The following is a 23,009-nucleotide window of genomic DNA, read 5'->3' as shown; positions in this document are numbered from 1 at the left end:
AGTGGTGAGGCCTGGGGGAGTGGCATGACCGCACGCACCTATCTACTGGCAGCCGGCGCGTTCGCCGTCGGTACCAGCGGTTACGTCGTCTCGGGAGTCCTGCCCGAGGTCGCCGGCGAGCTCGGCGTGTCGCCGACCAGCGCCGGCCAGCTCGTCACCGTCTTCGCCATCGCCTACGCCGTGAGCGCGCCGCTGCTCGCGGCGGCGACCGGGCGCTGGGAGCGGCGCCGGTTGCTGGTCGTCGCGCTGCTGGTCGGGGCGCTGGGCAACGCGCTGGCCGCGCTGGCGCCGAACTACCCGCTGCTGATGGGGGCGCGCGTGGTCAGCGCGCTCGGCGCCGCCGTCTACACCCCGGCCGCGACCCTCGTCGCCACCGAGCTGAGCCCGCCCGAGCGCCGCGGGCGGGCCGTCGCGATCGTGTTCGGCGGGCTCACCTTCGCGCTCATCCTGGGCGTGCCGACCGGCAGCCTGCTCGGCGCCTCGCTGGGCTACCAGGGCGTGTTCGCGCTGGTGGCGGCGGCATCGTTGGTCGCCGCGGTCGCGGTCCGGCTCGCCGTGCCGACGGTGGCCGCACCACCTGTCGTGAGCCTGCGGGAACGGTTCGCGGTGGCCGCAGATCGCCGGGTGCTGACGGTGCTGTCGATGACCGTGCTCGCGGTGCTCGCCGCGATGAGCGTGTTCACCTTCATCACGTCGCTGCTCGACGCCGCGGCCGGCGTGCGCGGGGTGACCGTGAGCCTGCTGCTGCTCGTCTACGGGCTGGGCGCGGCGACCGGCAACGCGCTCGGCGGCCGGCTGACCGACCGTTTCGGTAGCCGTCGCCCGCTGGTCGTCATCTTCGTCGGGTTCGTGCTGGTGCTGGCGACGCTGCCGCTGACCGCCACCACCGTCGCCGGCGCGGCTGTCGCCCTGTTCGTGTGGGGCATGTTCACGTGGTCGGTGAACCCGCCGATCCAGAACTGGCTGATCGAGCTGGCACCGGTGAACAGCGGACTGCTGCTCTCCCTCAACGCCTCCGCGATCTACCTGGGTGCGGGGTTGTCCGGGGTGTTCGGCGGGCTGATCATCAGCCGGTCCGGGGTGCTGGTGCTGCCCCCGCTCGCCGCGGTGCTCGGCGTCGCCGCGCTGGCCCTGCTCGTCAGCGCGGCCCGTCGCCGGCCGGTCCCGGCCCCGTCGGACGAGGTCACGGTCCGCGAACCCGCCTGCTGCACGGCTGGAGTAGCGTCCGCCGAGTGATCGACGCCCTCGTGGTCGTGGTGCTCATCGCGACCGGCGCGCTGGCGGTCTTCGGCATCGTCAGCACCGTCCTGAACCGTCCGCCCACCCGTGTGCACACGCTGGCCACCGGCGTGGTCGAGGCGCTGCTCGTGGTCCAGGCCGTGATCGCCGCGGCCCAGGTGTTCCGGGGAGTGCACCTGCCCGAGACGAGCACGTTCCTCATCTATCTCGTGGTCTCGGTGTGCGTGATGCCGATCGCGCTGCAGTTCGCGAACGCCGAGCCGACGCGCTGGGGCGGCACGGTCATCGCGGTCGCCGCGATCGCCACCGGCGTCGCCGTGCTGCGGCTGCAGGGACTCTGGGCGGCCGGCGGTGTCTGAGCCGGCGCCGGCGTCGCAGCCGCGGGCGACGTCCAGCGGGCCCGGACGGGTCCTCATCGCCGTCTACGCGATCTTCGCGCTGTCCGCGACGGCGCGGGCCGCGGTGCAGATCGCGACCAAGTTCAGCGAGGCCCCGCTGGCCTACCTGCTGTCCGCGGTGGCCGGCGTCGTGTACATCCTGGCGACCATCGGGCTGGCCGGGCACGGCCCGGGCCGCCGGCGGCTGGCCTGGGCGGCGGTCGGATTCGAGCTGATCGGGGTGCTGGTGATCGGCACTGTGACGGTCCTCGACGCAGCCGACTTCCCGGACGACACCGTCTGGTCGGTCTACGGCCGCGGCTACGGATTCGTGCCGCTCGTGCTGCCGCTCTTCGGGTTGTGGTGGTTACGCCGGACGCGGGCGCGCTGACCGAGCGTGACTTCTGCGCCCGTTCCCGTGCGCGTTAGCCTCTCCGTTCATGCGGCTGATCGTGCTCGGCTGTTCGGGCAGCGGACCGGGGCCGGGTTCGCCCGCGTCGGGATACCTCGTCGAGGCCGGTGACGTCCGGCTCGCCCTCGACCTCGGGAACGGGACGTTCGGGGCGCTGCAGCGCCATCTCGACCCGTGGGAACTCGATGCCGTCGCGCTGTCGCACCTGCACCCCGACCACTGTTCGGACATGTCGAGCCTGGTCGTGAGCCGCCGCTACCACCCACGGCCGCCGTACGACGCGACGCGGCGGCGGATCGAGGTGCACGCCCCGGCGGAGGCCCCGGACCGGCTCGCCGCGGCCTACGCGCCGTCGGCGGCGGAGCGCACCGAGACCGACCTGGGCGACGTCCTCGACTTCCGGGTGCTCGGCGACGGCACGGTCGCCGACGTGGCCGGCGTGGTGCTGCGTGCCCGGGCCGTGGACCACGTGTGCGAGGCATACGGGCTGCGCGTCGAGCACGGCGGGCGCAGCCTGGTCTACAGCGGCGACACCGGTCCGTCGGAGGGCCTGATCGAGCTGGCCCGCGGCGCCGACGTCCTGCTCTGCGAGGCCACCTGGCCGCACCTCTCCGAGACCGGCGAGCCGCAGCCGCCGGGCGTGCACCTGAGCGGACGGCAGGCGGGCGAGCACGCGACCGCCGCCGGCGTCGGCCGGTTGCTGATCACGCACGTCCCGGCCTGGTACGACGGTGCACACTTGCTGGCCGAGGCCAAGGAGACCTTCGACGGGCCGGCCGAGGTCGTCCACCCGGACGCGAGCTACGACATCTGAGCCCCGGGCACGATCAGCGGACGACGCCTTGCCAGACCGCCGTCGCGCCGGCGTCCCCGATCCAGACCACCAGACCGGCGACGACGACGCCCAGCACCGCCGCGAGCACACCGGCGATCGTCGTGGTCCGGCGCCAGACGAGGCCGCCGTTGCCCGGCTCGGTGGTCCGGTCCGCCCGCCAGCCCGCCCCGACCGTCACCAGCACCAGGACGCCGAAGGCGACGGCGTAGGGCAGCAGCATGTGGGCGCGCCGAGCGTGCTCCAGGACCAGGGGGCCGCCGCCGTTCAACGCGGTCTGCAGCTGCTCGCCGGTCAGCACGGCCACGGGCACGGCCGCCACGGCGACCAGTGTGATCAGCGCGAGCGGGACGCCCAGCGAGCGCCGCCACGCGGGGCGGACGGCGATGACGATGGCCCCGAGGGCGGCCAGCGGCAGCAGGACGACGACGCAATGGATGATCAAGGGGTGAGCGGGGATTCCGCCGATCAAGATCATCGATGGGCCACCATGGGACGTGTGAACGGGGCATCTGCCGAGCGCGCCTAAGCTATCGCGGTGACACGAGCAGACGGTAGGTCCGACGACGAACTGCGCCCCGTGCGCATCACCCGCGGCTTCCAGAAGCACCCGGCGGGATCGGTGCTCGTCGGGTTCGGTGACACCACGGTGCTGTGTGCGGCGAGCGTGACCGAAGGGGTGCCGCGCTGGCGTACCGGCTCGGGGCTGGGCTGGGTGACCGCCGAGTACGCGATGCTCCCGTCGGCGACGCACACCCGCAGCGACCGGGAGTCGGTCAAGGGCAGGATCGGCGGGCGGACCCACGAGATCAGCCGGCTGATCGGCCGCTCGCTGCGGGCCTGCATCGACCTCGCCGCGCTGGGCGAGAACACCATCGCGATCGACTGCGACGTGCTGCAGGCCGACGGCGGCACCCGGACCGCCGCCATCACGGGCGCCTACGTCGCGCTGGCCGACGCCGTGACCTGGCTCGGCGCGCACGGCCGGCTCGCCGACCCCAAGCCGCTGTCCTGCCAGGTCGCCGCGGTCAGCGTCGGCGTCGTCGACGGCCGGGTGCGGCTGGACCTGCCCTACTCCGAGGACTCGCGCGCCGAGGTCGACACCAACGTGGTGGCCACCGACACCGGCACACTGATCGAGGTGCAGGGCACCGGGGAGGGCGCGACCTTCACCCGCCGCACGCTCGACTCCATGCTCGACATGGCGCTGGGCGGGATCCGGGAGCTGGCGAAGATCCAGGCGGCCGCGCTGGCCGAGCCGTACCCGGGCGAGCTGCCGGAGCAGGCCTCGTGAGCAAGCTCCTGGTGGCGACGCGCAACACCGGCAAGCTCGTCGAGCTGCGCCGGATGCTGGCCGCGGCCGAACTCGGTGACATCGAGGTGCTCGGGCTGGCCGACGGGCCCGAGTTCCCGGAGGCACCCGAGACCGGGGCGACGTTCGCCGAGAACGCCCTGGCCAAGGCGCGCGACGCGGCGTCGGCCACCGGGCTGCCGGCCGTGGCCGACGATTCCGGTCTCGCCGTGGACGCGCTGAACGGGATGCCCGGGGTGCTCTCCGCGCGCTGGTCGGGGCGGCACGGCGACGACCTGGGGAACACGCAGCTGCTGCTCGGGCAGCTCGGCGACGTCCCGGACGAGCGCCGCGGCGCCGCGTTCGTGTGCGCGGCCGCGCTGGTCGTGCCGGGCGGCGCCGAGCCCACCGAGGTCGTCGTGCACGGCGAGTGGCGGGGCCGGCTGGTCCGGGCGCCTCGCGGGACGAACGGCTTCGGTTACGACCCGATCTTCGTGCCCGACGGCGAGGAGCGGACCTCGGCCGAGCTCTCGGCGGAGGAGAAGGACGCCGCGTCGCACCGGGGCCGGGCCATGCGGGCGCTGCTGCCGCACCTCGCGGCGCTGGCGGGCTGAGTACCCGGTCGGCGGTCAGCTCGCGGCGTCGGGCTGCTCGGCGAGCACCCGCCGTGCGACGCCGAACGCCGAGTTGGCCGCCGGCACGCCGCAGTAGATCGCGGTCTGCATGAGCACCTCGACGATCTCCTCGCGGGTCAGCCCGTTGCGCAGCGCCGCGCGCAGGTGCAGCTCCAGCTCGGCCAGGTGGCCGTGCGCGACGAGCGCGGTGATGGTGATCGCGCTGCGCATCCGGCGGTCGAGCCCGGGGCGGGTCCAGATGCCGCCCCACGCGTAGCGGGTGATCATCTCCTGGAACTCGGCGGTGGTGGCGTCCGCGCGCTCCAGCGCGGCGTCGACGTGCTGCGAGCCGAGGACCTCCCGGCGCACGGCGAGGCCGTCCGGATCCAGGTCGAGGGCGGGGCGGCCGGGCTGATCAGGCGTACTCACGGTCGATCACGTTAGCCGCCGCGACTCCGCGCCTGCACGAGGTCGTCAGCGGGCCGGGGTGGCGCTCCGGTGTGCATTCGGTAAGCAACCGGACAACGGTCGACCGGGGCCGGGAGCGGCGTGTCCGGCGCCGGTACCGTCGAGGTGTGACGTGGTGGCGCCCGGTGATCGCCGGTCTCGCAACGGTGGTCCTGGTGGTGGGGGTGGCGCTGGTCGCCTACACGCACGGCGTACCCGGCATCCGCGACCTGCAGGCCATGATGGCCGCGGCCGGGCTCTGGGCACCTGCGCTGTTCGTCGGGCTGCAGGCGGCGCTGACCGTCACCCCGGTCCCGCGCACGGTGTTCACCCTGGCCGCGGGTCTGCTGTTCGGCTCGTTGCTCGGCCTCGCGCTGACCTTGCTGGCCACCACGCTCGCTGCCGCATTCGCGTTCTGGCTGGTCCGGATGACCGGTGGGCGGCTCGTGCGGCGCTACGCCCGCGGCGCGGCGGTGCACTGGGCACGCACGCGGCTGGACCACCACGGCACGCTCGCCGTCGCGTCGCTCCGGCTCGTACCGCTGGTGCCGTTCTCCGTGCTCAACTACCTGTCGGGGCTCTCCGCGGTGCGGTTCGTGCCCTACGTGATCGGCACGGTCGTCGGGATCCTGCCCGGCACGGTGGCGATGGTGGTGCTGGGTGACGCGGTCACGGGTCGGCCGTCGCCCGTGCTGATCGCGGTGTCGGTGGTGTGCGGCCTCATCGGGCTGGCCGGGATCGTGGTGGCCGCGCGGCGCCCGGTGCCGGAGGAGATCGAGCCCGACGCGGAGCCGGAGCCGGCGGGGCGCTGAGCCTCCCGGTTCGGGAATGAGGACCAGGCACGTACGGCCTGGTCTCCGGTGCCGGCGGCGGGATTCGAACCCGCACTGTCTCGGACCTAAACCGAGGGCCTCCTGCCAGTTGGGCTACGCCGGCGGCTGCTTCCACACCATGTATCGGTGATCGTGTGGCAGTTCGGGCACAGGATACGGAGGTTCTCCGGCCGGTTGTCGGTGTGGTCGGCATTGACGTGATCGAGTGCGAGCGGCAGCGGTCATCCCTGCCACTCCCGCAGCCCGCAGTCCTCGCACCGGCCGGACTCCGCACCGGCAGCGATCAGCCTCCTGCGCAGGCGGCTGATGGCCCGATCCCGCGAGTTCCTCGCCGAGGTGCTCGTCGGACCACCGCCTCCGGCGCTGCGGTGAGCCCGCCGCTCCGAATCGTCCACAAGGTCAGATTGTGAGGTCCTTGCGCAGTTTCGCGACGTGCCCGGTGGCGCGCACGTTGTACAGCGCCTTCTCGATCTTCCCCTCGGCGTCGACGAGGAAGGTCGAACGGATGACCCCGGTGACGGTCTTGCCGTACATCTGCTTCTCGCCGAAGGCGCCCCACTCGGTGAGCACGGTCTTGTCCGGGTCGGACAGCAGTGGGAAGGTCAGTCCCTCGTTGTCGCGGAACTTCGCGAGCTTGGCCGGCTTGTCGGGGGAGATGCCCAGGACGTCGATGCCGGCGTCGCCCAGCTCGGCGAGGTTGTCGCGGAAGTCGCAGGCCTGCTTCGTGCAGCCGGGGGTGCTGGCGGCCGGGTAGAAGTAGACGATGACGCGACGGCCGCGGTAGTCGGCCAGGGAGACCGGCTTGCCGTCGGCGTCGGGGAGGGTGAAGCAGGGCGCGGGGTCGCCCGCCGCGAGTCGGTCACTCATACGACGATCCTGGCAGGTCTGCCCGGTCGCGGCGCGCCGACCACCCGACGGTACGGCTGGTCGGACGTCCCGACCAGCGGTGATCTACGGTGTGGCTCGAGCTGTTCTGGCAGGCACCATCGACCGGTACCGAGGAGGAGTCGTGGCGCGCGACCCTGAGACCATCCAGCATGAGATCGAGCGGACCAGGGACGAGCTCGCCAGCAGCCTGGACGCGCTGGCCGATCGGGCCAACCCGAAGCACCTCGTCGACCAGGGCAAGGAACAGCTGCAGGCCAAGCTGGCCGACCCGCGGATCAAGTACGCCCTGATCGCGGTGGGTTCCATCGTCGCGCTGGCGATCCTTCGCAAACTGTTCCGCTGACGGCCGGCCGCGCCGGCCGCGGTCAGCCCAGCGACTCGGCGGTGCTGAGCGCCTCGGCCCGGCCGGCCCCGCGCGCGACCAGCGGGCGGTAGCGGGCGATCAGCCGCGCCGCGCCGAATCCGGCGACCGCGACGAGGGTGTCCCCGGCGAGGTAGCCGGCGACGGTGCCCCTGACGGCCCCGCCGTCGAGGCCCTCGCCGTGCAGCGGCAGCGTCGAGTCGGCGAGCTCGGGTCGCCCGATCAGCTGGATCTTCAACCCGAACTGGTCTGACCAGAAGTACGGCACGGTCGGTGCCGGGGGTTCGACGCCGGCGATGGTGTGCGCGACCACCGCCGCCTGGTCCGATGCGTTCGTCCAGTGCTCGGTGCGGTGCGGACGGCCGTGCTCGAGGTCGTCCCAGGCGGCCACGTCACCGACCGCCCAGACGCCGTCCAGCCCGCGCACCCGCCCACTCGCGTCGCACACCAGCCCGTCGCTCAGGTCCAGCCCGGTGTCGGCCAGCCAGTCCAGCTGCGGCCGCCCACCGACCCCGACGATCGCCACGTCCGCGTCCACGTGGCTGCCGTCCTCCAGTTCGACGGCGACGTGCCCGGGCCCGGACTCGAGGAACCGGGTCAGGCGAGCCCGGGTGCGCAGTGTGACGCCCCCCTCGGTGATCAGCCGGCCGCACAGCGCGCCGACCTCGTCGCCCAGCGCCCGGGAGAACGGCACCGGCAGCGCCTCCAGCACGGTGACGTCCAGTCCGCGGTTCTTCGCGGTGCTCGCCACCTCCGCGCCGATGAAGCCACCGCCGATGACCAGAAGCGACGCGCTCTTCTCCAGCGCGTCGCGCAGGATGAGCGCGTCGTCGAGGGTGCGCAGGGTGTGGAGGTGTCCGGGCTGGCCGGGGAGCCGGCGGGCGACGACGCCGGTCGCGATCACGATGGCGTCGGCGTGCAGCGCCGACCCGTCCGACAACTCCACCTCGCCGGGGTGCAGCGCGACCGCGCGCAGCCCGAGGTAGGGGCGCACGGCCAGCTCGTCGAGGCCCGCCATGCCACGGAGCAGCACGCGGTCGGGCTCCCACTCGCCGGCGAGCAGCTGCTTCGACAACGGCGGCCGGTCATAGGGCGGATGTGGCTCCTCGCCGACGAGACTGATCCGCCCCTCGAAGCCGGCCACACGGAGCTGTTCGGCGGTCCGCACGCCGCCGAGGCCCGCACCGACGACCAGCACGTGCTCCGGCTGACCGCTCATCGGGTCGTCCCGACGCGAGTGCGCACTGCCGAACCCCTCTCCGCCGGGCCCCTCGCCCGGCCGCACGCCCATCTTGACGGATATTCAACTCGGACCCGTTCTCAGGCACCCCGCCCGGATGCACCCGGGCCGAGGTGGCGCCACAGCTGCCGCGCCACGCGGGCCGCGTCGCTGGGCGGAGGGCCGGGCCGGGCGGTGGGCCGGGGTGTGCCCGGTGCCTCCTGCACGAGCGCGGCGGCGAGGTCGCGGATCTTCACGTTCTGTTGCTGGCTGACCCGCACCAGCAGCTCGAACGCGCGCTCCGCGTCGAGCCCGGCCCGGCCCATGACCATGCCCTTGGCCTGCTCGATGAGCCGGCGCCGGCGCATCATGTCGATCATCTCGTCGGCCTTCACGAGCTCGTCGGTGCAGTACTCGACGACGCCGAGGCCGGTGGCCAGCAGCGGCTCGTAGCGGTCGATGACGGCGAGCGCCGCCGGGTCCGCGGGTTGCTTCGTGTAGACGGAGAGCACCATCGGGCCGTTCTCGTCCCAGCCGCCCGGAACCGCGATCACGGCGAGCCCGCCGGCGTCCGCAGGGCGGGAGAAGCCGGGCCAGCGCGGGTCGGAGCCGAGATCGTCCGTGGTCACCGCCCCGTCGGCCCCGGCCGCCTCCACCACCGGGCCGTCACCTGCGGCCCACTGCGCGGCGTCCAGCTCGGCCGCGACCCCGGATGCCCCCGCGCACCGACCCGTGCCCGGGTTCGGCGCCACGCTCAGACCCACGCCTGCGCATCCGGGCAGCGCCGCCGCCAGCGACGACATCAGCAGTTCGAGCAGCCGATCACCGAACTGAACCTGCTCCATCCCACGCCCTCCCGCGCCAGATCGCCGACGGCGATTCTGGCACCGGGGGCACGGGGGCCGGCAGGCCTGCGACCCGGACCACGACGGCCCCGCCTCAACTGGTCCCGGTCTCCGGGTCGAGCCGGTTGCGCAGCCGGTCGAGGGTCTGCGCGAGCAGCCGAGAGACGTGCATCTGGGAGATCCCGACCTTCTCGGCGATCTGGGTCTGGGTCATGTTGCCGAAGAAGCGCAGCATGACGATGGTGCGCTCGCGCTCGGCCAACTCGGCCAGTACCGGACGCAGGGCCTGGCGGTAGTCCACCCGGTCCAGCTCGGCGTCCGCCGCCCCGACGAGCTCGCCGACCGTGGCGCTGCCCTCCTCGGAGGAGAGCATCTCGTCCAACGACGAGCTGCGGTAGGCCTCGGCGGCCTCCAGCCCCTCGAGGACGTCGGCGACCGGCACCCCGAGCTGCTCGGCGATCTCGCTGGGCCGCGGGGCGCGGCCCAGCCGCTGCGACAGCTCGGAGACCACGCCGTTGATCGAGACGTGCAGGTCCTTGAGCCGCCGTGGCACGCGCATCGACCAGCCCTGGTCGCGGAAGTGCCGGCGCACCTCGCCGCTGATGGTGGGCACCGCGAAGGAGAAGAAGTCGGAGCCCTTCTCCGGCGAGAACCGGTCCACCGCGTTGATCAGCCCGACGGTGGCCACCTGGACGAGGTCGTCCAGCGGCTCGCCGCGATGGGCGAACCGGCGCGCGATGTGTTGCGCGATCGGCAGGTAGCCGGTCACGAGCTGGTCGCGCAACGCCTCGCGGCGCGGATCGTCCGCCGGCAGGTCCGCGTATTTTTCGAGGAGCGGGACGAGATGGCCGTACTCCGGGTCGGCCCCGCTCACTTCGTCGTCGCGCCGGCGCGCTTGTCGAGCATGATGGCGACCATGGGGAGGCCGTCTGTGCCAGGAGCGTGCTGCACCGCGACCTCGTCGGCGAGCGTCTGCAGGACCCGCCAGCCGAAGGTGTCCGTGGACACCGTGGCGCCGGGGCCGGCCGCCTGAACCTGCGCGGTGACCTGAATCTGTTCCTGCAGCACGGTGAACCTGCAGTCCAGCCGCGACCCCGGCGCGGCGACGTCGACGAGTGTGGCGCACGCCTCGTCGACGGCCATCCGCAGGTCGGAGATCGCGTCGAGGTCGAAGTCGGCGCGTGCGGCGAGATCGGAGGCGACCGCGCGGATGGTCGGGATCAACGCGGCACTTGCCGTGGTCCGGACCTCCACGGTGGAGGCGTTGTCCGCCGTGGTGAAGTCGGCAGGGTCCTTCTCGGACACGCGGACGCTTCTCCTTCCGTCTGGGTTCCCCCGGATCGGGTTGCCATCTTGCTACCCGGCCGTGTGGCCGGGCAATCGCCACGGTCACTCAGCTGGGTCGAGCACGTCGTCGAGCGCCGGGTGCATGTCGAAGAGCTGGTCGGAGCCGGTGACCTCGAGCGGACGGGTCACGGCACGGCTGCCGGCCACGAGGTGGAGCCGGCGCTCCTGGCCTTCCGCGCGGTGCGCGGCCCGGATCAGCACCGCCAGTCCGCTGGAGGCGAGGAACGAGACCTCGCCGAGGTCGACGACCGCGGTGGCGGCGGCGTCGGTGTCGAGGAGCTCGGTGAGCCCGTGGGCGAGCTCGGGGGCGGTGAGCGTGTCCACCTCGCCCCCGACGCTGAGCAGGACCACATCGGGCCGGGGCCGGGACAGGTGGACGTGCAGACCCCCCACCGGCCCGGACGGGTCTCGCGAGATCGGGTCGAGCAGAGCCGTCACCTCCAGCGACGAACCTCGAGGGCGTGGCGGCGCGCAGAAAGCGGAGCGTGCTTCCCGGCGCGCCGGGCGCGCTGTCAGGTCGGACGGCTGGGGTCTCAACCGTGTCAACACGACCATATCCCGCAGGTGCGGTGATTCGCCGACCCACTCCCGTCATCCCCTCCGTTCGTCGGGGGCGCATCCCGGACCTGCGGCCATTAGGCTGTACGGGTGGTGAGTTCGGACGCGGGGCCCGACGCGATCGCCGAGGCGATCCGTGGTGGCGACGACCCGGTACCCGCCGCCGACCTCCCGCAGGTGCTGAACGGTGCCCCCGCGGCCGTGCTGGTGATCGACGTGAAGCAACGCCAGGTGGTCTACGCCGACGCGGCGGCCACCGAGCTGACCGGTGACCGGGTACGGCTGCCGGTGGACATCGACGCCTGGGGGGACGCCGCCGGGCTGACCGACCTCGGCGGCAAGCGGATGAGCGACACGAGCTCGCCGTTGTCGCTGGTCGCGTCCGGGATCCCGGTGGCGGGCGAGCCGGTGGCGGTGCACGACGCCGCCCGCCGCGGGTCCACCGCGACGGCCGAGCAGCGCGAGGCCAACGAGGGCCGCCTGCTGTGGGTGACCGGGTTCGGGCTGTCCGGCGCGCCCGGTTCGGCGGTCCCGGAGCCGCTGGAGTCGCGCGCCCTCGTGGTGTTCCTGCACCTGTCCGGCAGCGAGCACGGTGACCGGCGGCGCCTCGAGGTGCTGCGCGACCGGGCCGTCGTGGCCACCGAGATGTCGTTCACCATCACCGACCCCCGGCAGCCCGACGACCCGCTGATCTGGGTCAATCCGTCCTTCACCCGGCTGACCGGATACAGCCTCGACGAGGTGATCGGGCGGAACTGCCGGCTGCTGCAGGGCCCCAACACCGACCGCGGGGCGGTGGAGCGGATCGTCGCGGCGTTGCGCGCGCAGGAGCCGATCACCGAGGTGCTGCTGAACTACCGGCGCGACGGCACCGCGTTCTGGAACCAGGTGTCCATCTCGCCGGTGCTGGACGGCGCCGGTGACCTCGTGAACTTCGTCGGCGTGCAGAACGACGTCACCGAGCGCGTGCTCGTCGAGCAGGAACGCCGGGCCGCGCTGGCCGACGCCGAGGAGGCCCGCAGCCAGTTGCGGCTGCTCGCCGAGGCCACCACCCAGATGACCGAGGCGCTCGACGTCGCCGACGCGTGCGCCCGGCTCGCCCGGATCGTGGTGCCGCAGCTGGCCGACATGTGCGTCGTCGACCTGCTGGAGCGGCCCGGCTCCGGCATGCCGCAGCGACTCGCCGTGGCGGCCCGCGACCCGGGCGACGAGGTCCGGCTGCGCGAGTTCAGCCTGATCCGCGACTACCGCATCGGCGGTGGCAGCGACACCGGCAGCGTGCTCGCAGGCGACCAGCCGGTGCTCCTCTCGGAGCTGCCCGAGCGCGGCGCCGACCGGCACCCGGGCGACGGCCGCGCCGCCGAGGCCTACGACCGGCTGCGGCTGCGTTCGGCGATGGTGGTGCCGGTGCGGGCCCGCGGCCGTGTGCTCGGCGCGCTCACCCTGCTCACCCAACACCCCTACGGTCGCCGCTACGGCTCCCGCGACCTGCACCTGGCCACCGACCTGGCCGGCCGTGCCGGGCTGACCGTGGACAACGCCCGGCTCTACGAGGTCGAGCACGCTGCCGCGGCCACCCTGCAGCGCAGCCTGCTGCCCGCGGTGCCGCAGGTCGCGGGGTTGCAGGTGGCGGCCCGGTACCTGGTCGGCGCGGACGGCAACCAGGTGGGCGGGGACTGGTACGACGTGTTGCCGCTGCCCGACGCTGCGGTCGGCATCGCCGTCGGCGACGTCGTGGGCCACGACCTGGCCGCGGCGGCCGCGATGGGGCAGCTGCGGGGTGTGCTGCGGTCCTACGCGTGGGACGGGGGCCACCCGGGCTCCGTCCTGGACCGGTGCGACCAGCTCGTGCAGGGCCTCGAGATGGCCGCGATGGCGACCGCGGTCTACGCCCGGCTCGAGCCGCCGGATGCCGACGGCCGCCGGCTGATGCGCTACGCCAACGCCGGGCACCCGAGCCCGCTGCTGCTCACCCGTGAGGGCGAGCTGATCCGGCTGGATGCGCACCGCTCGCCGATGATCGGAGCCGTGCGGATGCTGGGCCGGGTCGCGGGGCCGGGCCGCACCGAGGCCTCGCTGAGCGTCCCGCCGGGGTCGCTGCTGCTGCTCTACACCGACGGCCTGACCGATGTGGCCGGCGAGGACGCCGACGAGCGGACCGACCTGCTCGAGCGCACGCTGGCCGGGCTGCCCGCCGACTCCGACGCCGAGACGGTGGCCGAACGAGTTCTCACCGCGTGCATTCCGAGCCCACTGCGCGACGATGTCGCGCTGCTGGTGGTCCGTCTCGCGAGCTGATCGTGAGGCGCAGCCGTTCGTCCACTCGGACAGCACCGGTGGTGCCCCGAACGGACTAACCGGCAGTCCGATCAAGTGGCCCGCTCACGGATCGCCAGCGGCCGTTCGCCGTATTGCGCTGCGTGAACTGGACGAGACCGGAAGCGATTCGGTTAGGTCATGCGCAAGTAAGCCGCTGCAGCGACGGGGCGACAGTCGGCGCCGAGGGGGACGACACATGGTCGCAGTTCCGGAGATGGGTATTTCCGGACCTGTTCTTACTTTTTCCGCAGGGCCTGCCACCGCCCCGGCGCGTTCTCGCTTCGTGGCGATCGCGGTGAGCCCGATGGAACTGCTGCGGCCGGAATCGGATCTGGCCCGGTTGATCACGGGGGCCGGACAGGTCGATCTGCTGACGGCGTGTGAGGACGGCCCGGCCGGCGCGGAGCGCGCGGTTACCAGCTACCTCGATTACCCGGACTACGACTACGACGGCGGCGACGACGACGGCGACGACGACGACGGCGACGACGGCGGCCCGGACGATCTCGCCGGGACCCCGCCCGTGCTCCCGGCACCGGCCGACGACGTGTTGGCCGGCGTCGCCCGGCTCGACCTGCCCGACCTGCAGTTGCACCGTCTGGGTCTGCGCACCCCGCTCGGCCCGGACGCGGAGGCCGACCTGGTCGCGGCGCTCAGCGAGCTCATCGGGTTCGACCCCGAACCCGGCGTCTACTGTCTCGCTCCGGTCCCGGCGCCCGGCGACCCGAGTCGATCGGTGATCGTCCGGGCTGCGCAGCGCGTCGCCCAGGTCTACGGGCTGCCGGTGCTGCGCTACCGCTGCCTCGAACTGTCGGTGGTCGCGAATCCCGCCTGACCTGCCGGCGACCGCCGGGAGCGGGCCGGATCGCGCCGCCGGATGACGGCGCACCCGGTCGCCACGACGAAGGGGCGATCCCGGTCGGGACCGCCCCTCGCTCGTCCGCTCCAGGCCCCGGTGGGAACGCGGCCTCACATCACCCGGTGCCTCCCGCGGCCCCCGACGCCACGGGAGACACCGGGGGGCTCAACTCGCCGCGCGGATCCCGCGGCGCTCCAGGATCACCCGGCGCTCGGCCTCGGCCAGGCCACCCCAGACCCCGAAGGGCTCCCGAGTCTGCAGCGCGAACTCCCGGCACTGCTCGATCACCGGGCAGCGCCTGCACACCTCCTTGGCCTGGGCCGTGCGACGTGCCCGCGACGGGTTGCGCTCCCCGTCGGGGTGGAAGAACACCGCACTGTCCATGCCGCGGCACGACCCCAGGCGCTGCCACTGCCAGGCGTGATCCATCGGTCCTGGGAGTCGAGAAACATCGCTCATCGCGGCCCACCCTCGTTCTCGCGCTTGCCCCGACGACGTGTGCCGGGCGATCGAGGTGCTGATTCCCAGATGTTCAGAATGCCAAACGCGGCGCAAACCCGTCCGGACCGCGCAGGTGGCCGGACCCGGGCGACGAGCCGGTGTGAGCCGGCGGCGCAGATCGTCCGGGCGTGACGTGCGGCGGCTGGCCGCCAGGGGGCGCCGCCGGGCCCGGGCGCGCGGGGCGGGGCGCGATCCGCGCCATCGTGGCTGGTCACCGCCGTGTGAGCGGAAGCCGCGGTGGAACCGCGGGCCGATGAGGATCAGCGACCGCCCGCGCAGGCCTGCTCGGATCTCGGTGCCGCGGGCCCTTCCCCGATGGAGATCGACAACGAAAAAAGTGTTCCAGGTCACAGCATGCTGTCGCCCGGAAACCGCCCGGAATGGACGGACCGCCTCATCCGTCGGCTCAGGTGGCGACCAGCGCCTGCTCCACGGTGTCGTGGATGTCGAACATCGGCACGAGGCCCGCGATGGTCAGCGGCCGCAGCACCCGGCGGCCGGTACAGGCCAGCCGGAGCTCGACACCGGCCTTGTGCGCCGCCTCCCGCACCTCGATCAGGACAGCCAGGCCGCTGGTGCCCAGGAAGGTCACGGAGTCCAGGCTCAGGACGATCAGCTCGACGTCCGATCCGGTCGCCAGCTTGTCCAGAACCACCCCGCGCAGCTGTGGGGAGGTGAGCATGTCGACCTCACCGCCGACCTCGATGACAGCCCGCCCGGGGGCGGGGGTGGTCGTGAGGACGGTGATCTGGTCGTCCCCGTCGCTGCCGCGGCGGATCGACGACGGATCGCTGGGTGAGGACTCGCGCGTGTCGGGCATCGAGGCAACCGTACGGCCAGTGGGGCGGCGATGCCACTCGTGCGTCAGACCAGCCGGTGCCCGCCGTCGGGGGTGCGGGTGGTCCGGCCGGTGCGGGCCAGCAGCTCGAGCAGCGGCACCGCGACCCGGCGGGTGGTCTTCAACGCCTGCCGGGCGCTGCTCAGAGTGAACTCCGGGCCGAGCCCGGCCAGCACCTCGACGGCCCGGTCGTCGGCTCCGGGCAGCAGCACGATCCCGTCCGCGACGCGCAGCAGCTCGCCGGCCCGCACCAGCGACGCCAGCTGTTTCGGCCCGAGCCGCAGCTCGGCCAGCCGGGCCGCCTCCGGTGCGGCGAACGGGTCGCGGCGCAGGTCGGCGCGCAGCTCCTGGAGCGCGTCCAGGACGGTGGCCGGCAGCCCGGCGGCCGCCGAGCGGGTGACGCGGCCGTCGCGCAGCACCAGCTCGCCCGGCACGTGCCGGAGCACGGCCTCGACGAGCCGCGCCTCCGGGAGCCCGACGGCCCGGCGCGCCGCCTCGATCGGCAGACCGGGGTCCAGCGGGTCGGCGGCGTCGTGCTCGGCGACCGCGGCGGTGAGCTGGGCGGCGAGTTCGGTGGCCCGCTCCGGGGCGACGATCCAGCCCGCGGCGGCCGGATACCCGGACTGCGCCAGCCGGTCGACCGCCCGAGCCGGTACGCCCATCGCGATCAGCTCGGCCCGGCGGGCCACCCCGCGCCGGGTGAGCTCGCCGGCGGCGTCGGGGGTGTCGCCCATCCCGGCCAGCTCGGTGGCCCGCCCTGCGGCGGCGCCGCGCCGGCGCAGCTCCGGTGGGCGCACGTCGAGCACCGTGACACCGGCGGTGACCTGGCGCCGGCCGGGGTCGCGCAGCACGGCCCGGTCGCCGATCCGCAACGGCAGCCGGTGCCGCAGCCGCAGCCGCACGGTGTCCTGACCGAGCGGGCGAACCCGCGCCGCGACGGCCGCCGAGCCCACGTGGAAGGTCAGTTCCTCGGGCAGTGTGGCCGGGTCCGGAGTGTCACCGCGTACGCCGTGCAGCCGCACGTCGAGCAGGTCGGTGCCGAGCCAGGCGCCCGGGGTGAGGAGCAGGTCGCCGCGGGCGACCGCCTCCCGGGGCAGCCCGCGCAGGTTCACCGCCACCCGGGCGACCCCGCGTACCTCGTCGGCGGGCTGCCCGAGGCTCTGCAGCGCGCGGACCGTGACGCGGCGGTCCGAGCCGTCGGCCGAGGCCAGCTCCAGTTCGTCGTCGGTGCGGATGCGGCCGGCGGCGAGCGTCCCGGTGACGACGGTCCCGGCGCCGCGGATGGTGAACGCACGGTCGACCCACAGCCGGACATCGGCCGCCGGGTCCGGCGTCGGCAACCCCGCGGCGAGCTCGTCCAGCGCGGCCCGCAGCTCGTCCATCCCGGCGCCGGTGGTCGCCGACACGCAGACCGCCGGGAGCCCGCCCAGGGTGGTCCCGGCCAGGTGTTCGCACGCCTCGTCGCGGGCGAGTTCCGGGTCGAGCAGGTCGCTGCGGGTGACGACGAGCAGCCCGTGCCGGACCCCGAGTGCCTCCAGCGCGTCCAGGTGTTCGGCGGACTGCGGCATCCAGCCCTCGTCGGCGGCCACCACCAGCAGCACCGCCGGGACCGGGCCGACGCCGGCCAGCATGGTGGTGACGAACCGCTCGTGCCCGGGGACGTCGACGAACGCGACGGTCGCGCCACCGGGCAGGGTGGTCCAGGCGAATCCCAGGTCGATGGTCATCCCGCGGCGGCGTTCCTCGGCCCACCGGTCGGGCTCCATCCCGGTCAGCGCCCGGACCAGCGTGGACTTGCCGTGGTCGACGTGCCCCGCGGTCGCGATCACCTGCATGAGACCTCCCGTGCGCGGTAGGTGGTGCCCTGGCACCACTTACCGCGCACGACCGGCTCCGGCGTGGAGGACGGCGGTGGCCAGGGCGTCGTCGGACTCCGCGGGCAGCGCGCGCAGGTCGAGCAGGCAGCGGCCGTGCTCCAGCCGGCCGAGCACCGCGGGATCCCCCGCGCGCAACGCCGCGGCGTACCGCTCGGGGAGCGCGACGGCGGCGCTCGGCAGCGTCACCCCGGGCGCGCCGCCCCCGCCGACGGTGGCCGCCGAGTCGACCGCCTCGGCCTCGACGCCGTGTCCGGTCAGCTGTTCGGCGAGCCGCCGCGCCCGGGCGTGCAGCTCGGCCGGGTCCGCGTCGAGCGCCCGCCGGGTCGGCGGCACCGGGCCACGCAGGGTGGCCTCGAACGCGGCCAGCGTCAGCTTGTCCACCCGCATCGCCCGGGCGAGCGGGTGCCGCCGGATCTTCTGCACGAGGTCGGCGCCGATGCCCGGCGCGCCCAGCAGCAGGCCCGCCTGCGGCCCGCCGAGCAGCTTGTCACCCGAGGCGGTGACGAGCGTCGCGCCGGCGGCGAGCGCGCCGGCCGCGTCCGGCTCGTCGGGCAGCAACGGGTGCGGCGCGAGCAGCCCGGAGCCGATGTCGGCGACCACCGGGACGCCGAAACCGGTCAGCTCCGAGATGCCGACGGCGCGGGTGAACCCGCTGATCAGGAAGTTCGACGGGTGCACCTTGAGGATGAACGCGGTGTCCGGCCCGATCGCGTCGGCATAGTCGGCCACGTGCACCCGGTTGGTGGTGCCGATCTCGCGCAGCCGGGCGCCGGTGGACGTCAGCAGGTCGGGGATGCGGAACCCGTCGCCGATCTCCACCAGCTCGCCGCGGGCGATGACGATCTCCCGGCCGGCCGCGAGTGCGGTGGCGACGAGAGCGAGCGCGGCGGCGCCGTTGTTGGCCAGGTGCGCGGCACCCGCGCCGGGCACGGCGGCGAGCAGCGCGTCGATCGCGCCCTGCCCGCGGCGGCCGCGCCCGCCGGTCTCCAGGTCCAGTTCGACGTCGCAGGTGCCGGCGGCGAGGGCGAGCGCCTCCCGGGCCGCGGCGGACAGCGACGCCCGGCCCAGGTTGGTGTGCAGCAGCACGCCGGTCGCGTTGAGCACCGGGCGCAATCCGGTGGCGGTGGCCGGCAGCGCGCCCAGCGCCGCCGCGGGCACCGCGTCCGGGGTGATCTCGCCGCGGCGGGCACGTTGCTGGGCGGTGGTGACCGCCCGCTTCACCAGTTCCCGGCCGAGGCGTTCGACGGCCGCGGCGATCCGCGGCTCGGCGAGCACCGCGTCGGTCCGCGGCACCAGCCGCCGGGGGTCGGTCGCAGGGCCGGTCACAGCGCCTCCCGGGTGCCGTTGCCCGGCGCCGGCCGCCGCAGCCGCGGGTTCCTCACGCCCGCACCCTACGACCTCGGCGGCGTCGCGGTGCCGGAGGCGCTAGACGTTCGCCGGGACGGAGTCGGCGTGCCGCCCGCCGGGGCCGGCCGGGCCGCTGCGGGCCCGCTCCACGTCCGGGGTGCCGGCGGCCGGGATGCCGACGGCCGACGTCGGCGCGTGCGGGTGGGCCTCCGGCCCGGACGGTGCGGGCTCCACGGACATCGGGCCGGGAATCGGCCGCGGGGCCGGGATGTCGGCGCGCCGCTGGTGCGGCGCGCCCTCGATCGCCTCGGTCCGGTCCTCCAGCCCGGCGCCCAGCAGCTGGTGCAGCCGCGCCATCTCGGTGCGCACCGCGTCGCGCAGGGCGGTGAGCCGCCGCAGGTCGCGCTCGTCGTGTTCGCGGCGGCGGGCGAGGTGCTCGCGCGCGTCGGTGAGCAGCCCGTCGGCCTCCTGGCGGGCGGCCTCCCGCATGTGCGCCGCCTCCTCGGCGACCACGGCGAGCCGCTCGGCCACCTGCTGTTCGCGTTCCTGCAGCACGCTCTCGCGCCGTGTCGCCTCCTGCTCGAGCTCGTGCATCCGGGTCTCCAGCTCGCGGCGCACCTCGTCGTGCAGCCGGCCGGCGTCGTCGTGCACGCGCTGCAGGAGCGCCTCGGCCTCTTCGTTCGCGCGTGCCCGGATGTCGGCGGCCTCGTGCTCGGCCAACCGCAGGATCTTCTCGGCGCGGAAGCCGAAGCTCTCCGTCACCGGGGCGGGCTCGGTCCGGGCGGCCCGGAGCTCCTCCTCGGTGGCCGCGGCGTGCTGCTCGGCCACGGCCCGGGCAGCCTCGGCGGCGGCGCACCGCTCGCGCAGCGCAGCGATCTCGGCGTCGACCTGGTCGCGGTCGTAGCCGCGGCGAACGACGTCGAAGCGGGGCATCGGCGGCGGGCTCGGTTGATGGGGGCTCGCAGTCACGCCCTGCAGCGTTGTTCGCGATCCGGCGCGGTTCCACGACCGCGGCGATTCCGTCGCCGGGCGGGGCGACGGCTGCGATCGGCGGCGGTTCCAGGCCGTCGGGCACATTCCACCCGCACCGGACGGGTGCGCCCCGGCGACCGGGCGGTCGCCGGGGCGCGCGGTCAGCAGGCGTTGCCGGAGGCCCCGGAGAACCCGGGCCGGTCGGTGGCCGCCGCCGGTGTCGTGGCGCCCGCTCGTGTCGCCGTCCGCCCCGCGCCCGGCTGCCGGGACCAGTGCCGCTCGTCGACCGTCACCTCGGCGATCTCGAAGGTGGTCCGGTACGGCCCGAAGCCGACGTGGTTGTTGACCGCGTACAGCGCCTGCGGTGCGCACAGGAAGACGGCGAGCGCGTGCTCGAAGCAGTACCTGTCGATCTGCTCCGCGATGCGCACCAGCCGCTCGGCGTCGAGGGTGACGGCCATCAGGGCGAACAGCTCGTCGAACCCCTCGTCCGGCGGCCCGGCCCGGAACGCGCCGTCGCGGCCGAAGAACTCCCGGTGTACCGCGGCCGGCGGTGCCTCCGAGGACAGGTCGAACCACGCGTGCACGAGCAGATCCCAGGGCAGGTCGAGCTTCTTCTCCACCAGCGCCCGGGACCCGGCGAGCACCTCCTCCTCGGGCACCCGGAGCACCTCGACGGGGACGTCGAGGGCTTTGCGCAGATCGCCGGCGATCAACTGCGCGATCCCGACGAAGGGCGGCGGCGCGGCGATCCGGACCGGCCGCCGCGACGGCCACCCGCCCTTGTCGAACAGTCGTTTCGCCTCGTCCGGGTCGTAGGGGTAGGGATGCGCACCCTCCGGGAAGCCGGAGCACCACGACGGGGTCAGGGCCGGGATCTCGTTGGCGTAGCCGGCCAGTCCGTCGGCGATGAGCCGGCTGCGGTCGACGGCCAGGTTCAGCGCCTTGCGCACGTCCACGCTGTCCAGCGGGACGTCGTGGCGGTCCCGGTTGATGATGCAGGTGAGCACCCGGTTGGCGTCGGCGGTGAGCAGCCGGGCGTGCTCGGACCGGGCGACCCGCTCCGCGTCGGCCGGGCTGACCTCGGTGACGATGTCCACCTCACCGTCGGTGCTGATGCACAGCTCCAGCGCCTCGGCGGGGGACAGGTCGTTGCGGAAGACCGCCCGCTGCACGCGCGGGCCGCGCCGCGCCCGGTTCCAGTGGGTGGGGTTCGCCTCGAGGATCACCTCCGGCGAACGGTCCTCGGACTCGATCAACCACGCGCACGTGTACGGGTCCGGTGACATGATGGCGTTGCGGGTGAGGATGGACGACGCACCCTGAACCAGGGTGAACGGCCCGGTGCCCCAGGGGCCGGGCTCATCGATCACTCACCAGTGGCCTTCGCCGGAGCCGAACTTCTTGTAGCCGAAGCCCGGCGCGTCCGGGCCCTTCCAGAACGCCGTGGACGCGATGTGGAACCCGCGCATCTTGCCCACCGCGAGCCCATCGGGGCCGGGGAACCGGAAGCGGATGGTGTGGTCGTCGACGACCTCCGCGACCGAGTCCGGCGGGAAGTTCAGCCAGGTGCCCGGCGGATGCGGGGCGGCCCAGCGCTGCATCTCCTCGAAGTTGAGTTTGACGTTGTGCGCGGTGAACGGCTCCCCGTCCTGGAACACCACGCCGTGGCGCAGCCGGAGCTCCAGGGTCCGTTCGTCGGGCCACTCGGCCGATTCGGCGAGCGCGAAGACGGTCCGGCCGTCCTCGTCGATGCGGATGGGTTCCTCCATCGTGTTCCAGGTGGTGAACAGCCAGTTCAACGGCGAAGGATCGACGACGTTGATCGTCCCGACCGGCGCCGGTGCTGCGGGTGTCACGTGCACCTCCTCGTGCATGTGTCGCAGGTCACTGATCGGTCGACGCTAACGAGGGGGTGGGGCGGGGACAACCGGCCGGACGGCCCTGATCGGCGGCGACGTAGGCTCAGGCGGTGTCCGAGGAACCGACCACCCGGCGCCTCACACAGTTCAGCCACGGCGCCGGTTGAGCGTGCAAGCTCGCCCCCGGCGAGCTCGCGCAGGTTCTGCGCACTCTGACGCCGGCCGAGCACCCGGACCTGCTGGTCGGCACCGAGACCGGTGACGACGCGGCCGTCTGGCGGCTGGATGCCGCCCGGGCACTGGTGGCCACCACCGACTTCCTCACCCCGGTGGTCGACGACCCGCGGACCTGGGGCCGGATCGCCGCGATGAACGCGGTGTCCGACGTCTACGCGATGGGTGGGCGGCCGCTGTTCGCGCTCAACCTGGTGGCCTGGCCGTCCTCGGAGTTGCCGACGGAGATGCTCGGGGAGGTGCTGGCCGGGGGTGCCGACGTCGGCCGCGAATGCGGGTTCGCCGTCGTCGGCGGGCACTCCGTCGACGATCCCGAGCCCAAGTACGGGCTGGCCGTCGTGGGGGAGGTGCACCCGGACCGGCTCCTCACCAACGCCGGCCTGCGCGACGGCGACGCGCTGGTGCTCACCAAGCGCATCGGCATCGGCATCGCGACCACGGCGATCAAGGCCGGGACCGCGCCGGAGTCCGTGGTCGCCGACGCCGTCGCGTCGATGACCGCGAGCAACGCGGCCGCCGCGGCCGCCGCGACGGCCGCGGGTGCGACCGGCTGTACCGACGTCACCGGTTTCGGGCTGCTCGGGCATCTGGCCAAGATGGCCGCCGCCTCCGGTGTGGACGCCGAGATCGAGGTGGCCGCGGTCCCCCTGCTGCCCGGCATCCGGGAGATCGCCGAGCGCGGCACCGTGCCCGGCGGCAGCAAGCGCAACCGGGACTGGACCGCGCCGATGGTCGATCCCGGCGACACCGATGAGCTCGACGTGCTGCTGCTCGCCGATGCGCAGACCTCGGGCGGGCTGCTGTTCGGTGCCGCGCCGGACCGGGCGGCCGCGGCCGTCGACGAGCTCACCGCGCAGGGCGTGCCGGCGACGGTGATCGGCTCGGTGCGGGCGGGCACGGGGCGGGTGGCGCTGCGCGCCCGTGCGCGGAAATAGTC

Annotated in this window: 26 protein-coding genes and 1 tRNA gene; 11 read left to right on the top strand and 16 right to left on the bottom strand. The window is 74.0% G+C overall.

The features are described from left to right. Positions 1–24 precede the first annotated feature (24 nt). The 4 genes from HF526_RS20195 to HF526_RS20180 are packed head-to-tail and all read left to right on the top strand — an operon-like array spanning position 25 to position 2,842. Complete coding sequence (locus tag HF526_RS20195) at positions 25–1,236, top strand: MFS transporter (protein ID WP_169383103.1); 1,212 nt, start codon at positions 25–27, stop codon at positions 1,234–1,236. Then, a complete protein-coding gene (locus tag HF526_RS20190; RefSeq protein ID WP_169383102.1) occupies positions 1,233–1,598 on the top strand; it encodes a hypothetical protein in 366 nt (121 codons plus the stop codon). The genes HF526_RS20195 and HF526_RS20190 overlap by 4 nt, the downstream gene beginning before the upstream one ends. Further along, positions 1,591–2,007 (top strand): hypothetical protein, encoded by a 417-nt coding sequence (locus HF526_RS20185; protein ID WP_169383101.1) that lies wholly within the window; start codon positions 1,591–1,593, stop codon positions 2,005–2,007. Before HF526_RS20190 ends, HF526_RS20185 begins: the two co-directional genes overlap by 8 nt. A 49-nt stretch (positions 2,008–2,056) precedes the next feature. Further along, positions 2,057–2,842, top strand: coding sequence for an MBL fold metallo-hydrolase (locus HF526_RS20180; RefSeq protein WP_169383100.1), 786 nt, complete (start codon positions 2,057–2,059; stop codon positions 2,840–2,842). A 13-nt stretch (positions 2,843–2,855) separates the two neighbouring features. Here the strand turns inward: HF526_RS20180 and HF526_RS20175 are convergent, their stop codons facing one another. Beyond that, positions 2,856–3,338, bottom strand: a complete 483-nt coding sequence (locus HF526_RS20175) for a DUF2231 domain-containing protein (protein WP_169383099.1) — start codon at positions 3,336–3,338, stop codon at positions 2,856–2,858. A gap of 60 nt (positions 3,339–3,398) precedes the next feature. On the opposite strand from HF526_RS20175, the gene rph reads away from it, so the two are divergent. Together rph and rdgB are read left to right on the top strand one after the other, a co-directional pair. After that, positions 3,399–4,154, top strand: a complete 756-nt coding sequence (gene rph / locus HF526_RS20170; protein WP_169383098.1) for a ribonuclease PH — start codon at positions 3,399–3,401, stop codon at positions 4,152–4,154. Beyond that, positions 4,151–4,765 (top strand): RdgB/HAM1 family non-canonical purine NTP pyrophosphatase, encoded by a 615-nt coding sequence (gene rdgB / locus HF526_RS20165; RefSeq protein WP_169383097.1) that lies wholly within the window; start codon positions 4,151–4,153, stop codon positions 4,763–4,765. The genes rph and rdgB overlap by 4 nt, the downstream gene beginning before the upstream one ends. Before the next feature lie 15 nt (positions 4,766–4,780). Here rdgB and HF526_RS20160 read toward each other — a convergent pair whose 3' ends face one another. Next, positions 4,781–5,194 carry a carboxymuconolactone decarboxylase family protein gene (locus tag HF526_RS20160; protein ID WP_169383096.1) on the bottom strand — a complete coding sequence of 138 codons (414 nt, stop codon included), beginning with the start codon at positions 5,192–5,194 and terminating at the stop codon, positions 4,781–4,783. A gap of 146 nt (positions 5,195–5,340) precedes the next feature. Between HF526_RS20160 and HF526_RS20155 the strand changes: the two genes are divergently transcribed. Further along, positions 5,341–6,024 (top strand): TVP38/TMEM64 family protein, encoded by a 684-nt coding sequence (locus tag HF526_RS20155; protein WP_338051615.1) that lies wholly within the window; start codon positions 5,341–5,343, stop codon positions 6,022–6,024. 49 nt (positions 6,025–6,073) lie between these two features. Here the strand turns inward: HF526_RS20155 and HF526_RS20150 are convergent. Further along, positions 6,074–6,148: transfer RNA gene (locus tag HF526_RS20150), tRNA-Leu, on the bottom strand. Positions 6,149–6,444: 296 nt separating this feature from the next. Further along, positions 6,445–6,912: a thioredoxin-dependent thiol peroxidase gene (gene bcp / locus HF526_RS20145; protein ID WP_169383095.1), complete on the bottom strand. Its 468-nt coding sequence runs from the start codon at positions 6,910–6,912 to the stop codon at positions 6,445–6,447. Positions 6,913–7,054: 142 nt separating this feature from the next. Between bcp and HF526_RS20140 the strand changes: the two genes are divergently transcribed. Continuing rightward, positions 7,055–7,276, top strand: coding sequence for a DUF3618 domain-containing protein (locus HF526_RS20140; RefSeq protein ID WP_169383094.1), 222 nt, complete (start codon positions 7,055–7,057; stop codon positions 7,274–7,276). 22 nt (positions 7,277–7,298) lie between these two features. Here HF526_RS20140 and HF526_RS20135 read toward each other — a convergent pair whose 3' ends face one another. From HF526_RS20135 to HF526_RS20115, 5 genes are all read right to left on the bottom strand, one after another. Next, complete coding sequence (locus HF526_RS20135; RefSeq protein WP_169383093.1) at positions 7,299–8,513, bottom strand: NAD(P)/FAD-dependent oxidoreductase; 1,215 nt, start codon at positions 8,511–8,513, stop codon at positions 7,299–7,301. A gap of 101 nt (positions 8,514–8,614) precedes the next feature. Continuing rightward, positions 8,615–9,358: an ANTAR domain-containing protein gene (locus HF526_RS20130; protein WP_169383092.1), complete on the bottom strand. Its 744-nt coding sequence runs from the start codon at positions 9,356–9,358 to the stop codon at positions 8,615–8,617. A gap of 94 nt (positions 9,359–9,452) precedes the next feature. Next, positions 9,453–10,232 carry a SigB/SigF/SigG family RNA polymerase sigma factor gene (locus HF526_RS20125; RefSeq protein ID WP_169383091.1) on the bottom strand — a complete coding sequence of 260 codons (780 nt, stop codon included), beginning with the start codon at positions 10,230–10,232 and terminating at the stop codon, positions 9,453–9,455. Next, positions 10,229–10,663, bottom strand: a complete 435-nt coding sequence (locus tag HF526_RS20120; protein WP_169383090.1) for an ATP-binding protein — start codon at positions 10,661–10,663, stop codon at positions 10,229–10,231. Before HF526_RS20120 ends, HF526_RS20125 begins: the two co-directional genes overlap by 4 nt. A gap of 84 nt (positions 10,664–10,747) precedes the next feature. Then, positions 10,748–11,143, bottom strand: coding sequence for an anti-sigma factor antagonist (locus HF526_RS20115; RefSeq protein ID WP_169383089.1), 396 nt, complete (start codon positions 11,141–11,143; stop codon positions 10,748–10,750). Between the two features lie 210 nt (positions 11,144–11,353). Between HF526_RS20115 and HF526_RS20110 the strand changes: the two genes are divergently transcribed. Both HF526_RS20110 and HF526_RS20105 read left to right on the top strand, forming a co-directional pair. Then, positions 11,354–13,561, top strand: a complete 2,208-nt coding sequence (locus HF526_RS20110; protein ID WP_169383088.1) for a SpoIIE family protein phosphatase — start codon at positions 11,354–11,356, stop codon at positions 13,559–13,561. Positions 13,562–13,865: 304 nt separating this feature from the next. Further along, the gene (locus tag HF526_RS20105; protein ID WP_169383087.1) at positions 13,866–14,417 is read left to right on the top strand and encodes a hypothetical protein; all 552 of its coding nucleotides are present in this window, start codon (positions 13,866–13,868) and stop codon (positions 14,415–14,417) included. 189 nt (positions 14,418–14,606) lie between these two features. Here the strand turns inward: HF526_RS20105 and HF526_RS20100 are convergent, their stop codons facing one another. The 7 genes from HF526_RS20100 to HF526_RS20070 form a co-directional block, all read right to left on the bottom strand. After that, entirely contained in the window at positions 14,607–14,900 is a 294-nt protein-coding gene (locus HF526_RS20100) for a WhiB family transcriptional regulator (protein WP_169383086.1), read from the bottom strand. Positions 14,901–15,348: 448 nt separating this feature from the next. Continuing rightward, on the bottom strand, positions 15,349–15,762 hold the full coding sequence (locus tag HF526_RS20095; RefSeq protein WP_169383085.1) for an STAS domain-containing protein: 414 nt from the start codon (positions 15,760–15,762) through the stop codon (positions 15,349–15,351). Positions 15,763–15,806: 44 nt separating this feature from the next. Further along, positions 15,807–17,615 (bottom strand): selenocysteine-specific translation elongation factor, encoded by a 1,809-nt coding sequence (selB, locus tag HF526_RS20090; RefSeq protein WP_169383084.1) that lies wholly within the window; start codon positions 17,613–17,615, stop codon positions 15,807–15,809. A gap of 39 nt (positions 17,616–17,654) precedes the next feature. Beyond that, positions 17,655–18,983: an L-seryl-tRNA(Sec) selenium transferase gene (gene selA / locus HF526_RS20085; protein ID WP_169383083.1), complete on the bottom strand. Its 1,329-nt coding sequence runs from the start codon at positions 18,981–18,983 to the stop codon at positions 17,655–17,657. 99 nt (positions 18,984–19,082) lie between these two features. Next, positions 19,083–19,937 carry a hypothetical protein gene (locus tag HF526_RS20080; protein WP_169383082.1) on the bottom strand — a complete coding sequence of 285 codons (855 nt, stop codon included), beginning with the start codon at positions 19,935–19,937 and terminating at the stop codon, positions 19,083–19,085. A 200-nt stretch (positions 19,938–20,137) separates the two neighbouring features. After that, on the bottom strand, positions 20,138–21,349 hold the full coding sequence (locus tag HF526_RS20075) for an ABC transporter substrate-binding protein (RefSeq protein WP_169383081.1): 1,212 nt from the start codon (positions 21,347–21,349) through the stop codon (positions 20,138–20,140). Then, positions 21,350–21,835 carry an ABC transporter substrate-binding protein gene (locus HF526_RS20070; RefSeq protein WP_211177517.1) on the bottom strand — a complete coding sequence of 162 codons (486 nt, stop codon included), beginning with the start codon at positions 21,833–21,835 and terminating at the stop codon, positions 21,350–21,352. A 113-nt stretch (positions 21,836–21,948) separates the two neighbouring features. On the opposite strand from HF526_RS20070, the gene selD reads away from it, so the two are divergent. Further along, positions 21,949–23,007 (top strand): selenide, water dikinase SelD, encoded by a 1,059-nt coding sequence (gene selD / locus HF526_RS20065; RefSeq protein ID WP_169383079.1) that lies wholly within the window; start codon positions 21,949–21,951, stop codon positions 23,005–23,007. Positions 23,008–23,009 lie beyond the last annotated feature (2 nt).

This window comes from Pseudonocardia acidicola, from assembly GCF_012911935.1.
Taxonomy (GTDB): Bacteria; Actinomycetota; Actinomycetes; order Mycobacteriales; family Pseudonocardiaceae; genus Pseudonocardia; species Pseudonocardia acidicola.
The sequence above is the reverse complement of the archived record's forward strand: the minus strand, read 5'-3'. Positions and strand labels throughout refer to the sequence as shown.